The sequence below is a fragment of the Photorhabdus bodei genome, assembly GCF_003287735.1.
In the GTDB taxonomy this organism is placed as follows: Bacteria; Pseudomonadota; Gammaproteobacteria; order Enterobacterales; family Enterobacteriaceae; genus Photorhabdus; species Photorhabdus kayaii.
This window is the reverse complement of sequence record NZ_NSCM01000035.1, coordinates 1-13550: the sequence shown is the minus strand read 5'-3', so window position 1 is coordinate 13550 and position 13550 is coordinate 1. Positions and strand designations below refer to the sequence as shown.

Below are 13550 nucleotides of genomic sequence, written 5' to 3'. Positions count from 1 at the left end.
TTTTAACTTTTATTTGATGGTTATGTGCCCCAATTGATTCATTAGTATCAGCCATTAATTTTCCCTTATCAGGGATAAAGCCAAGCCATGCCAAAGCTTTTACTGTAAACTGACTTTATATATACAGATGAAATAAATTTATTTTATACCTTATGGATTTCAAGATGCATCGCGACGGCAAGGGAGTGAATCCCCGGGAGCATAGATAACTATGTGACCGGGGTGAGCGAGTGCAGCCAACAAAGAGGCAACTTGAAAGATGACGGGTATATAACAGTCACAGGATAAGCAATGGAAGTACTAAACGGGATCATGCAGGCATTATGGCAGCATGACTTTTCTAAACTTGCCAACCCCGATGTTCTCTGGATTATCTATGGCATTCTATTCGTGACACTGGTTCTGGAAAATGGCTTATTACCTGCCGCTTTTCTGCCTGGTGATACTCTGTTAATCCTTGCCGGTGCATTAGTTGCCAAGGGAGTCATGAGTTTTATCCCAACCGTTTTTATATTAACAGCGGCGGCAAGTATCGGTTGCTGGCTCGGCTATCTTCAAGGGTTATGGCTTGGTGATACCAAACGGGTTAAAGATTGGCTGGCACAACTTCCTATTCAGTATCGTCAGCGAGCTAACGAGCTGTTTTTCAAACATGGTCTGGCCGCGTTACTGATTGGCCGTTTTTTGGCTTTTGTCCGCACTCTGTTACCAACATTGGCTGGTATATCCGGTCTTAACAGTAAACGCTTTCAAGTTTTTAACTGGTTGAGTGGCTTGCTATGGGTTGTCATCGTGGTCGGTTTTGGTTATCTCCTCAATCAGATCCCGTTTATTAAAAATCACCAAGATTTGGTGATGAATATTTTGATAATTTTACCCATAGTGCTGTTGTTAAGTGGTTTAAGCGCCTCTCTGTTGATGTACTGGCGCCACAAGAAAATCTCGGCGATAAAACGTAAATAAAAGTCATCATGGTTTACAAGTAGCAGCAGGGTTTTTATCCTTAACTTAATGTACCAATATTATATATACCCTATGGATTTCAAGATGCATCGCGACGGCAAGGGAGCGAATCCCCGGGAGCATAGGTAACTATGTGACCGGGGTGAGGGAGCGCAGCCAACAAAGAGGCAACTTGAAAGATAACGGGTATAGGCTAAGGGCTCAGCACTAAGTGATATTGTTGGTATCGATGCGCCACCAAACCGGTTAATTCATGTGTTTGGTCATGTATTGATCACAATACATGGCTTAGATCACGCCAATTGTATTACTTCCTTCAATTACGCTTAATATCAACTTAATATCAATCGCCATAATTTTAACTGATATTTTAAGTCTATCTTTTTATAGGAGTTAGTAATGGATAATCAACCTATTATCAGACTTGCTGATGGGAATCACATGCCACAATTGGGGCTTGGATCATGGGCCGCAGATGACCAGCAGATAGCAGAAACAATCCATGCTGCACTGGATATCGGTTATCGGGCAATTGATACCGCCGCTATCTACAACAATGAGAAAGGCGTAGGCAACGCGTTACAAGAAACAGATATCCCCCGTGAAGATATCTTTGTTACAACTAAATTGTGGAATGACAGACACCTTGATGCCCGTGCTGCCTTGGCAGAAAGTCTGGAAAAGTTGCAACTGGATTATGTTGACCTTTACCTCATTCACTGGCCTGCACCACCGCAAGATCAATATGTCGGTGCCTGGCAACAATTGATTGAATTACAGAAAGAGGGGTTTATTCGCAGTATCGGTGTTTCTAACTTCCAACCTGAACATATCCAGCGACTGATCAATGAAACCGGCGTTCATCCCGTCATTAATCAGATTGAGTTGCACCCGCTGCTACAACAACGTCAGCTTCATGCCTGGAATGCCACACATAATATCGTTACCGAATCCTGGAGCCCACTGGCACAAGGTGGTGAAAACGTATTTGATAATCAACTGGTTCAACATCTGTCACAAAAGTATGGCAAAACACCCGCGCAGGTTGTTATCCGCTGGCACATTGATAACGGCATGATTGTGATCCCAAAATCAACCACGTTATCGAGAATTAAAGAGAACTTTGATGTGTTCGACTTCAAACTAGAAAAAGAAGATTTGACCGCGATGACTACGCTAGATATCGGTAAACGTCTGGGACCAACCCCTGAAATATTCGTTGATTTCAGTGAATTCATTCAGCTTCTTGAGCAAAATAACGCTAATAATCAGTGCTGAAAAACGGCTGATAAAATTGATAAGGTGATAGTGGGCAAAACAGAATTAAAACGCGCGCGGCATCAACGCCGCGCCCCGATTTTGCTGAGCTATTTTCATGGTTCCACCGATTATCACCCATCTGGTTTTTTCCATTATTGATTGACCGGTATAGTCACTAACTGCCCAACAGAGCCGCGATCGGCCATTTCCAGAATCTGACTGTAATATAGGAATGGGAAGTGTTCATAAGAGGGCTGGCTCATATAAACCAGCAACTCCACCCGCCCATCAACCCAAACTGTATCCTTCCAACCATAATCTTGCGGTTGAGGGGCCTCACCGTTGTGATTAATCACCTTAAACTGCACACCTTCAATATGGAATGGTTGTGGGGCAGAGGCATTTACGATCCAACGCTCCCACGTTCCTTGCTGGCTAGTAATATCCACCCGATTCATATTCCATAACGCACCGTTTATTCCAGGCGTATTATCATCAAGATAAATTTCCCGGTTACGGATTGCATTGGAAACTGGCGTAACATCATCAACCAGACGAGATGGGAGATTATCTGTCACCAGAGATAATAAACCGGTTGCTTTAATGGTCAGAACAGTGCTGGAAATCAACACGGTAGAGGGTTCAAACAACCCACGTAACTTATCAAGTACCCCGGCTGATTCACCTGCGGTAACAACAACTTCGTCCTCTTTGGACATATCGATTAATACCTCACGCCGTTCTCCTGGCGCAAGGGAGAGTTGCTGAACGGCTATAGGAGCAGGTAACAGCCCCAAATCAGTGCCTATCATATAGAAAGGACGGCCATCACCAATCTGTAACTGATATCGGCGGGCATTGGATGCATTGAGTAAACGTAAACGGATCCAGCCACGAGATACCTCAATAAAAGGATTTTGTACGCCATTAACTAACAGAGTATTACCGATAAATCCACTATCAGAGGCCGGCTGATACTCAGGAACCCCAAAGTTATCCAACCGTTTATCTTGAAGAATAACCGGGAAATCATTAACACCATAGTGTTTCGGCAACGGCAAATGGCGGCTGGTTTCATCTTCTACCAACCACATACCAGCCAAACCTTTATAAACATGTGGTGCCATCCGATTAGGTGTATTGGCATGATACCAGCAAGTTGCCGCCTGCTGACGAATAGGCAACACTGGCGACCAGCCAGACCCCGGAGAAATCTGACGGGCAACCCCACCGGTCAACGTACCCGGTAATTGTAATCCGCTGACAGTCATCGAAACCGGCTCCGCTAACCGATTACTGTATATCAGTTTGACATCATCGTTTTTATGAACCCGTACAGTCGGACCAAGATATTGGCCATTAATTCCCCATACACTGGTTTTATATTGTCCATCAAAAGTCCAATGCGCTTTTTGTAAAGTCAGAAATAACGGCTGCCCACCACGGGATTCCAATAAAGGGGGAACCGGCAAAGCAGTCTGCTGATTTTTGCTGGCTCGAACCAATAGAGGAGCGGCTCCGATACACATCGCCAAGCCTGATACCTGAATAAATTGGCGCCGACTAAATGACATATTTTCTCCGCGACAAACCTAATTAAATTCCGGGTTTATATGCCTCAAAAATAGTTGAGACACTGCAATCATTCACCCCGGAAGCGAATAACTCATTATTGAAGTTATTAAAGCTTATTATCCTTTTGATTGCGCTTAACAAAAACATTATTTATCAAGCTCTCATCATAACGCGAATATGGAGAGAATTAAACTATCTGAATGCATTACACGAATCTCTCTCGGTCAGCGATCAGTACATGTCATTTCCGACTAAGAATAAAAATTGTGGTCATAGACAACGAACAAAAATCCTCACATATACTAAATATGTGAGGATTAAAGTACACTTAAAAGCTATCGCCTTTGTCAGACCCGCACTTTATTATAAAAGAGTGGCCCCATATAACCTATTATGAGTACTTACCCTATTTCTCCATTGCAACCAATTCTTCATCCAATGCATCTATTTTAGCTTTCATCACTTGATGACAATATTCTGCCAACTCACGCACCTGCTCTTTGGTATAGCCAGAAGTATCAATGGGAGGCAACATTTCAACAATGACGGCACCATTATTCCAGCGATTCAGCTTAATACGTCCATTAGTGATGGAAGAAACGCAAACCGGGACAATCGGCACTCCCGCAGAGATCGCAGCATGGAAAGCGCCAGTTTTAAACGGCAATAAACCACGACCACGACTACGTGTCCCTTCCGGAAACATCCAAACAGAAAGACGACGATTTTTAATCTGCTCCACAACCTGGGTAATCGTGCCATGTGCTTTGGCGCGGTTAGCACGATCAATCAGAATATTGCCAGCCAACCAATAAAGCTGACCAAAAAATGGGATCAGCACCAAAGTTTTTTTACCGACTGTCACTGTGCCCGGCTGAACCGCATTGGACATAGTTATCATGTCATAGTTGTTTTGGTGGTTGCCAATGTAGATACTCGGACCATAATGCCTGGCTTCAGCAGGAATACGTTCAATAATTTTGACGCCAAATATTTTTGACAACCGACCAAACATATTACCAAACACCATAACATGGTCAGGGTGACGTGGTCTGAATAAACAGTAAATAGCACCAGAGACACACACTACAATCGAAAACAGAATAACAATAATGCCGCGAATAATTGCTAACATAGCCGCCTCTTATAATCCCACTATTTAATTACGTTAGTAGCAGAAGGTGGGGTCTCAACCTGAACCCGTTCAATACGCTGCAATCCACGAGGCAGAGGTGTTCCCTTACGACCACGTTCTGCACGGAATTTCTGAAGATCTTCAGGACGCAACGTCAATTTACGCTTTCCAAAGTAAAGTGTAATAGACGATTGTGGCGGTAGTATCAATAACCAACTCAATAGGTCATTTTCTGCGGCTGACTGAACAGAAATTATCTTATTCCCTTTCCCTTTAGAAAGTTGCGGCAAATCCGCAACCGGGAACATTAACATCCGGCCTGCGCTGGTAATTGCCAACAACATATCATCCTGCGGGTTATTTATTTCCAGCGGCGTCATGACGCGAGCATTTTCCGGCAATGTAATCAGTGCTTTACCTGCTCGATTTTTAGCAACCAAATCACTAAAAGTACAGATAAAGCCATAACCAGCATCAGAGACCATCAGAAACTTCTGCTCATCCGGCGCCATCAGTACATGCTCTACCGTTGCCCCCGCGGGTAAAGTCAATTTACCCGTTAGTGGTTCCCCCTGCCCTCTGGCAGAAGGTAAATCCCGCGGATCAAGCGAGTAACTGCGACCTGTTGTATCAATAAAAACAACCGGCTGATTGCTCTTACCACGAGCCGCACCACGGAAGCTATCACCTGCTTTGTAATTCAGCCCAGCCGGATCGATATCGTGGCCTTTCGCACTACGAACCCAACCCATCTCGGACAATACGATTGTCACCGGCTCAGAAGGTGTGATGTCATGCTCACTCATCGCTTTGGCTTCATCGCGTTCTCTCATTGGAGAGCGACGCTCATCACCATAAGTGGCCGCATCAGCTATGATCTCTTTCTTCAACAGCGTATTCAGTTTGCGCTCAGAACCCAAAATCGCCTGTAACTTATCGCGCTCTTTTGCCAGCTCATTCTGTTCGCCACGGATTTTTACCTCTTCCAGTTTAGCTAAGTGGCGTAATTTCAGCTCAAGAATGGCTTCCGTTTGCGTCTCACTTAAACCAAAACGTGACATTAATACCGGTTTTGGCTCATCTTCACTACGGATAATGTGAATGACTTCATCAATATTGAGAAATGCGATCAGTAAGCCTTCCAGCACATGCAGGCGCTTAAGGACTTTTTCCAAACGATGGTTCAGACGCTTACGAACTGTTTCCCGGCGGAATACCAACCATTCGGAGAGGATCTCAACCAGCCCTTTCACGGTCGGACGATTATCCAATCCGATCATATTCAGGTTGACACGATAACTCTTTTCCAAATCTGTAGTGGCAAACAGATGATTCATCACCTGCTCCAAATCAACCCGGTTTGTACGAGGGACAATAACCAGACGAGTTGGATTTTCATGATCAGATTCATCTCGTAAGTCGTCAACCATAGGCAGCTTTTTAGCCCGCATTTGGTTAGCGATCTGTTCCAACACTTTGGCACCAGAAACCTGATGCGGCAGCGCAGTGATCACGACATTGCCATCTTCTTTTGACCAAACAGCTCGCATCCGTACCGAACCACGGCCATTTTTATAAATCTTACGGATATCTTCGTGAGAAGTGATGATCTCCGCTTCAGTCGGATAATCAGGACCTTTAACGTGTTCCATCAGATCATCAAGGGAACTCTGCGGCTTATCCAGCAGCGTGACTAGTGCATTCGCCACTTCACGCGCGTTATGGGGCGGAATATCTGTCGCCATCCCCACCGCAATACCGGTGGTGCCATTCAGCAAAATATTTGGCAAACGCGCCGGCAGCATTTTCGGTTCCTGCAACGTACCGTCAAAGTTTGGCACCCAATCAACTGTGCCGTGCCCTAACTCAGTCAACAGTAACTCGGCATATTTGGACAGACGAGACTCGGTATAACGCATTGCGGCGAAAGATTTGGGGTCATCCGGCGCCCCCCAGTTCCCTTGCCCATCCACTAAAGGATAGCGGTAAGAAAATGGCTGCGCCATTAACACCATAGCTTCATAACAGGCGCCATCACCATGCGGATGGTATTTACCCAGTACATCACCCACGGTACGGGCGGATTTCTTAAATTTAGCGGTATTGTTCAACCCCAGTTCTGACATGGCATAAACAATACGGCGCTGAACCGGTTTCAAACCGTCACCGATAAAAGGCAACGCCCTATCCATGATGACGTACATGGAGTAGTTCAGGTAGGCGTTTTCAGTAAATGAGTGGAGCGTCTGCCGCTCCACGCCATCATGAGTTATCTCACTCATTCGCTAATTTCCTCAGAATCTTTTTTGACTATCCCTGTGGGTGTTACACTTCAATTTCTACCGTATCGCCCTTCTCTTGCAGCCAGTTACGGCGATCTTCTGAACGCTTCTTCGCTAGAAGCATATCCATCATAGAGAAGGTTTCCTGGTAGTTTTCATCATCGATAGTCAACTGCACCAGACGACGGGTATTCGGGTCTAACGTTGTTTCACGCAGTTGCATGGGGTTCATCTCACCCAATCCTTTAAAGCGCTGTACGTTAGGCTTACCCCGTTTGCGGCTTAGACGATCCAACACCGCACTTTTTTCCTCTTCATCCAGTGCGTAATACACTTCTTTACCTAAATCAATACGATATAGAGGCGGCATTGCCATATAAACATGGCCGTTCTTAACCAATGTTGGGAAATGGCGGACAAACAGGGCACACAATAGCGTCGCAATATGCAAACCATCTGAGTCCGCGTCTGCCAGAATACAGATTTTGCCATAACGTAACTGACTGAGATCGTGGCTATCCGGGTCGATACCAATCGCGACAGAGATATCATGGACTTCCTGTGATGCCAACACTTCATCTGAAGAAACTTCCCAAGTATTCAGAATCTTCCCTTTCAGCGGCATAATGGCTTGATATTCACGGTCACGCGCCTGTTTTGCCGATCCCCCCGCAGAATCTCCTTCTACCAGAAACAGTTCGGTAAAATTGAGATCCTGTGATGTACAGTCAGCCAGTTTTCCCGGTAATGCCGGGCCACTGGTCAGTTTTTTACGCACAACCTTTTTCGCTGCACGCATTCTACGTTGTGCACTAGCGATCGCCAGTTCGGCCAACTGCTCTGCTTCCTGAACGTTCTGGTTTAACCATAAGCTGAAAGCATCTTTGACAACACCAGAAACAAAAGCGGCGGATTGGCGCGAAGAGAGGCGTTCTTTCGTCTGACCAGCAAATTGCGGATCCTGCATTTTTACCGACAGAACATAAGCACAGCGATCCCAAATATCATCAGCAGAAAGTTTCACACCACGCGGCAGAATATTGCGGAATTCGCAAAATTCACGCATCGCATCCAGTAATCCCTGACGCAGCCCGTTTACATGTGTTCCCCCCTGCATCGTCGGGATGAGGTTGACATAACTTTCAGTCAGTAGCTCTCCCCCTTCCGGCAACCAGAGTAACGCCCAGTCAACCGCTTCGGTTGCACCACTGAAAGTACCGACAAAAGGCGCTGCCGGCAATGTTGTCAAGCCATTAACCGCAGCCATTAAATAGTCGGTCAGACCATCGGCATAACACCATTGCTGTTCGGTATCGTTGATCTTGTCTTTAAAAACAATTTTCACTCCCGGACATAAAACTGCTTTCGCTTTCAGCAAATGGGTCAAGCGGGAAACGGAGAAACGAGGGCTATCAAAGAAACTTTCATCAGGCCAAAAGTGAACACTGGTACCGGTGTTGCGTTTACCACAACTTCCTATTACTGTCAGCTCCTGCACTTTATCGCCATTCTCAAAAGCAATCTGATAAATCTGACTGTCACGGCGAACGGTGACTTCAATCCGCTTGGACAAAGCGTTAACCACCGAGATCCCCACACCGTGGAGACCGCCAGAAAACTGATAGTTTTTATTCGAAAATTTACCACCGGCATGTAAGCGGCTCAGGATCAACTCAACCGCTGAAACTCCTTCTTCTGGATGAATATCAACCGGCATGCCGCGGCCATCATCAATGACCTCCAGTGACTGATCGCTATGAAGGATCACTTCAATATGTTTAGCGTGACCGGCCAAAGCTTCATCCACGCTGTTATCGATCACTTCCTGTGCCAAATGGTTCGGACGCGTTGTATCAGTGTACATTCCCGGACGACGGCGAACCGGTTCCAGACCACTGAGAACTTCAATGGCATCTGCGTTGTAACTAGATTGAGTCATGTTGTAATTCTGTTGGTTGCTTCTTGATTAAAGGGCTAATCAGTTTTGTATACTGTTGATAATACCAGTCGTTCAAACATTTTTGGCAAGTTTTTTCTCGCCATCACTAGAAAGCCCAAGAAAGTTGATGATTTGTGGGAAATAGTGTTCAAATCCGATAAAAGAATGATTACCACCAGATTCAATAGTTTGCTTACATAATACCAGATAAGCAACCGCTTGGCGGTAATCCAGCACCTCATCTCCGGTTTGTTGCAATAACCAGATAAGATCCGGTGACTCCAATGGTTCAATCCGCATACTTTTGAGATCATGAATATGGCGCGATTCCAACGTATATCGTTGGTTAGTATAGGGGTTAATATTTTCCCCAAGATAATCCCGCAGTAATTCAAACGGACGCACGGCTGGATTGACGACCACAGCGGGCAAGCTGAAACATTGTGAAAGCCATATCGCCAAATAACCACCGAGAGAAGAACCAACGATACCCAAATCATCCCCGGCATGCTCCATCACCAGATTTTCTAGCAGCTCAGCCGCTTCTTCAGGATAAGGGGGTAACTGAGGCACCAGCATGTCAATTTCAGGATGCTGCTGATACAGCCACGCTTTTAAGGCATTGGCTTTTGCAGACTGCGGGGAACTATTAAAACCGTGCAAATAGAGTAACGTTGACATCAGACCGTGCCCCTCAATTGTGCATAAATACCACCGGCCACTATGCTCCTGTGCGACATGCCACAGATAGTGAGGCTTGGCAAATCCAATAAGCAGAGAGTAACACAGCAACACAAGGAGACAAACACAACCTAATATCCATCCGAATCTAAATCAGGGCAGAATTCATTACTTGCCAGTCTATAGACCTGGGTTGTCAGACCAAATTCGCCATTATCGGCAACAGACAATTCGAGATAACGCCATCCCGGAGCAACAGTATCAAGCATAAAATTGGTACAATGTGGTTTGAATTGCAAACATGTTGATGGTGTCGCCATCATACGGATGCCATTCCAATCCAGATCCATCTCTTGATGTATATGCCCACAAAGCATCGCCTTAACCCGTGAATAACTTTGCAGATACTGGGCCAGAATATGTGAATTGCGCAAACTATGCTGATCCAGCCAAGTACAACCTGATGGTAATGGATGATGATGAAGCAAGATCACCGCGTAACGTTCAGGGTACCTATCCAGGCACTTTTTCATCCATTCAAGCTGATATTCCGACAACTCCCCGTGGGGAACGCCCTGCACCTGACTATCAAGCATCAAAAGTTGCCAGTGCTTACCGACTAAAATCTGTTTCGACGGAGAAACGCCAGCCGCCGCCAAAGCATCCACCATCGCAGGCTGGTAATCATGATTGCCGGGCAACCAGACACAAGGTGCCGGTAAACGGGCAATACCATCAGCAAAATGCCGATAAGCTTCCAACGACTGATCCTGCACCAAATCACCTGTCGCTACGATTAAACCAATATCAGCATTTTGTTTAAGGATGGCATCCAGCACCGCTTGGTAACTGCGATAAGTATTGATACCCAATAAAGTATCTTCTTTGCTGGCAAAAAGATGCGTATCTGTTATTTGCAATATTTTGGCTGTGGTTCCCTCTACCACAGGCAGTTCAAACTGGCTTTCCAAATGGTTTCCTTGTCCTATAAGTCATCGACGAGCATCATAACTCGTTTTAACGCAAGAGATCTGCTGACTGGCACACACTTCCCTTTTCTCGGTTAAAAATTAGGAATCATCTGAATTCCATTCTTTTTTTAACTTTTCATGGTGTAATGCCAGCCATTGTATCGCAATAACTGAAGCAGCATTATCAATAATTCCCTCTTCCATCCAATGATAAGCTTGTTCACGGCTGACTACATGCACCCGAATATCTTCATGTTCACCAGATAATCCATGAATACCGGTGGCTGTCGTCGCATCCACTTCCCCCACCATCACAGAGATACGTTCCGTTGTTCCTCCGGGACTGGAGAGATAACTCAACACTGGTTTGCAACGTTTAACTTCGATTCCTGCCTCTTCCATCGTTTCTCGGCGCACCACCTGTTCCACATCTTCGCCCTCTTCAATCATACCGGCAACAATTTCCAGTAACCACGGCGTTGCTTTCGTCTCTATTGCCGGAATACGTATCTGCTCTATCAATACAACCTCATCACGACGTGGATCATAAGGCAACAATGCACCGGCATGGCCCCGCTCAAAAACTTCACGGCTAACCTCTTCACTCCAACCACCGGCAAACAGACGATGACGGAAACGATAATTTGTCAGCTTAAAGAATCCATTGTACAAACTTTTTTTCGCGATAATTTCTATATCCTGCTTATCCAACATGACTGGCATTAACGGCTTCTTATGCATAAAATTCTCCTAAATCGTTCCTGACTTGCTAGCCACTAAGATGATATTAATCAAGCAGAGTTAAAAAATTCACTCTTTGATGGTGTAAAGTTAAGCTAAATTAAGGCAATATGGCACAAACGGCTACCTTTCGCTGATAGCATACTCTGCTAGAATCAGTAACATTTCGTTTTTCACCAAGGCAACGTAAGAGTCTATCCCAATAAGCGTAATTGGTGCAGGCCGTTTTTGTAAATGAACAGTGAACTCAGACTGTGCTCAGCACCTGAAGCATTCACTCTTTATCACAAAACATGGCAAATAAAATAGCCTAATGGGATAGACAACGAGCAAAATAGCTGTGCAATCAAGGAATTACAATGAAAAAACTGCTCTCCATTTTTATCGCTATGAGCCTGACGGGATTTAGTTCAATGGGTCAGGCTGAAGATCTTTTGCAAGTTTATAAGCAAGCAAAAGAGAGTAACCCTGAACTACGTAAATCAATGGCTGAACGTAATAAAGCTTTTGAAAAAATTAATGAATCCCGTAGCCCATTATTACCTCAGTTGGAATTAAATACTGGATACTCCTATAACAGTGGTTACCGCGATCAACGTGACACAGAAAGCAATACATTGAATGCAAAGCTTGGTTTGACTCAAACCATTTTTGATATGTCTAAATGGCGCCTATTGAACTTAGAAGAAAAAACGGCAGGTATTGCTGATGTTACCTATCAAAGCAGTGAACAAAAACTGATCTTGGATAGTGCGACAGCTTATTTCAAAGTACTGCGTACCATTGATACACTCTCCTACATTGAAGCTCAGAAAGCGGCCATTTACCGCCAGTTGGATCAAACGACTCAACGTTTTAATGTCGGTCTGGTTGCAATTACTGATGTCCAGAACGCTCGCGCTAACTACGATGACGTACTAGCTCAGGAAGTTGCCCGCCGTAATGATCTGGACAATGCACTGGAAGCTCTGCGTCAAGTAACCGGTATTTATTACCCTCGGCTAGCCTCGCTGAATATTGATCATTTCAAAACACAAAAACCAGAATCAGTGGATATTCTGCTAAAAGAGGCAGAGAAACGTAATTTAGGTCTACTATCTGCCCGTTTAGGTCAGGATCTGGCTCGTGAACAAATCAAAGCGGCCCAAACAGGGCATATGCCAACTATCAATTTAGGCGCTTCTACCAATGTTTCAAACAGCCAGAATCATGCACCAGGCAGATCAAACAACTATAGCGGTGAAAACAGCGTTGGCCTGACACTTAGTCTGCCAATTTATAGCGGCGGAGCCACCAGCTCCCGCGTTGAACAGGCACAATATGGTTTTGTCAGCGCCAGCGAACAATTAGAGAGCACCTACCGCAATGTTGTACAGACTGTCCGTTCTTCCTTTAACAACATATCTGCTTCCATCAGCAGTATCGACGCCTATAAACAGCTTGTTGTTTCTGCGCAAAGCTCACTCGACGCAATGGAAGCGGGTTATCAAGTTGGTACACGCACCATTGTTGATGTACTGAATGCCACTACCAAGTTGTACGACGCCAAACAGAAGCTATCCAATGCTCGCTATGATTATCTGATTAATCAGCTAAATATTCAGCATGCACTGGGTACGCTAAATGAGAAGGATTTAGTTGCTCTGAATAATTCGCTAGGTAAACAGCTCTCAACTTCCGCTAACAGCATTGTTCAAGAAACAGCAGCACCAGTAACATCTGCTCGTAACTGATTCAGTTCTTCACTTTCACTAATTAACGGCCCGCCATAAAGCGCTGAGGAATCCCCACAAATCAGCGCTAATAAATCAAAACCATATTTTGGTAGATTTTGGCGAGGTGCTTGAGTGTTTTATTAAGCACTATTTCAAATAATATTAGCGGAGAATGGCGTAATACATTCTCCGCTAATGTTAGGTGAGAGATGACTCTTCTTGATTTGATACTATTTGCCTGATAATTAAGGTGTATTCCTTTATTTTCGGCATAAAAACCAATCAGCC

At 44.9% G+C, this 13550-nt stretch carries 10 protein-coding genes and 1 pseudogene; 3 read left to right on the top strand and 8 right to left on the bottom strand.

Going from position 1 to position 13550, the window contains the following annotated elements; all coding sequences use genetic code 11:
* Positions 1-291 precede the first annotated feature (291 nt).
* Both CKY02_RS16735 and dkgA read left to right on the top strand, forming a co-directional pair.
* Complete coding sequence (locus CKY02_RS16735) at positions 292-963, top strand: DedA family protein (RefSeq protein WP_112878297.1); 672 nt, start codon at positions 292-294, stop codon at positions 961-963.
* Between the two features lie 399 nt (positions 964-1362).
* Positions 1363-2241: a 2,5-didehydrogluconate reductase DkgA gene (gene dkgA / locus CKY02_RS16730; protein ID WP_112896173.1), complete on the top strand. Its 879-nt coding sequence runs from the start codon at positions 1363-1365 to the stop codon at positions 2239-2241.
* 134 nt (positions 2242-2375) lie between these two features.
* On the opposite strand, the gene ftsP is transcribed toward dkgA, so the two are convergent.
* The 7 genes from ftsP to nudF form a co-directional block, all read right to left on the bottom strand.
* A complete protein-coding gene (gene ftsP / locus CKY02_RS16725) occupies positions 2376-3797 on the bottom strand; it encodes a cell division protein FtsP (RefSeq protein ID WP_112896172.1) in 1422 nt (473 codons plus the stop codon).
* Between the two features lie 407 nt (positions 3798-4204).
* Positions 4205-4933, bottom strand: coding sequence for a 1-acylglycerol-3-phosphate O-acyltransferase (locus CKY02_RS16720; RefSeq protein ID WP_112896171.1), 729 nt, complete (start codon positions 4931-4933; stop codon positions 4205-4207).
* A gap of 20 nt (positions 4934-4953) precedes the next feature.
* Positions 4954-7215, bottom strand: coding sequence for a DNA topoisomerase IV subunit A (parC, locus tag CKY02_RS16715; RefSeq protein ID WP_112896170.1), 2262 nt, complete (start codon positions 7213-7215; stop codon positions 4954-4956).
* Positions 7216-7258: 43 nt separating this feature from the next.
* Complete coding sequence (gene parE / locus CKY02_RS16710) at positions 7259-9154, bottom strand: DNA topoisomerase IV subunit B (RefSeq protein WP_112896169.1); 1896 nt, start codon at positions 9152-9154, stop codon at positions 7259-7261.
* Between the two features lie 72 nt (positions 9155-9226).
* The gene (gene yqiA / locus CKY02_RS16705) at positions 9227-9835 is read right to left on the bottom strand and encodes an esterase YqiA (RefSeq protein ID WP_112896168.1); all 609 of its coding nucleotides are present in this window, start codon (positions 9833-9835) and stop codon (positions 9227-9229) included.
* A 131-nt stretch (positions 9836-9966) separates the two neighbouring features.
* Complete coding sequence (gene cpdA, locus CKY02_RS16700) at positions 9967-10806, bottom strand: 3',5'-cyclic-AMP phosphodiesterase (protein ID WP_112896167.1); 840 nt, start codon at positions 10804-10806, stop codon at positions 9967-9969.
* A gap of 99 nt (positions 10807-10905) precedes the next feature.
* Positions 10906-11547: an ADP-ribose diphosphatase gene (nudF, locus tag CKY02_RS16695; protein ID WP_112878305.1), complete on the bottom strand. Its 642-nt coding sequence runs from the start codon at positions 11545-11547 to the stop codon at positions 10906-10908.
* Positions 11548-11906: 359 nt separating this feature from the next.
* On the opposite strand from nudF, the gene tolC reads away from it, so the two are divergent.
* A complete protein-coding gene (gene tolC, locus CKY02_RS16690; RefSeq protein WP_112896166.1) occupies positions 11907-13280 on the top strand; it encodes an outer membrane channel protein TolC in 1374 nt (457 codons plus the stop codon).
* A gap of 67 nt (positions 13281-13347) precedes the next feature.
* On the opposite strand, the pseudogene CKY02_RS16685 reads toward tolC, so the two are convergent.
* Positions 13348-13550 (bottom strand): annotated as a pseudogene (locus CKY02_RS16685) (IS4 family transposase); the annotation flags it as partial.

Bases quoted from the DNA above. Each gene is read 5' to 3' on its own strand.
- CKY02_RS16735 (WP_112878297.1), top strand. From the start codon at position 292: ATGGAAGTACTAAACGGGATCATGCAGGCATTATGGCAGCATGACTTT.
- dkgA (WP_112896173.1), top strand. From the start codon at position 1,363: ATGGATAATCAACCTATTATCAGACTTGCTGATGGGAATCACATGCCA.
- ftsP (WP_112896172.1), bottom strand. From the start codon at position 3,797: ATGTCATTTAGTCGGCGCCAATTTATTCAGGTATCAGGCTTGGCGATG.
- CKY02_RS16720 (WP_112896171.1), bottom strand. From the start codon at position 4,933: ATGTTAGCAATTATTCGCGGCATTATTGTTATTCTGTTTTCGATTGTA.
- parC (WP_112896170.1), bottom strand. From the start codon at position 7,215: ATGAGTGAGATAACTCATGATGGCGTGGAGCGGCAGACGCTCCACTCA.
- parE (WP_112896169.1), bottom strand. From the start codon at position 9,154: ATGACTCAATCTAGTTACAACGCAGATGCCATTGAAGTTCTCAGTGGT.
- yqiA (WP_112896168.1), bottom strand. From the start codon at position 9,835: ATGTCAACGTTACTCTATTTGCACGGTTTTAATAGTTCCCCGCAGTCT.
- nudF (WP_112878305.1), bottom strand. From the start codon at position 11,547: ATGCATAAGAAGCCGTTAATGCCAGTCATGTTGGATAAGCAGGATATA.
- tolC (WP_112896166.1), top strand. From the start codon at position 11,907: ATGAAAAAACTGCTCTCCATTTTTATCGCTATGAGCCTGACGGGATTT.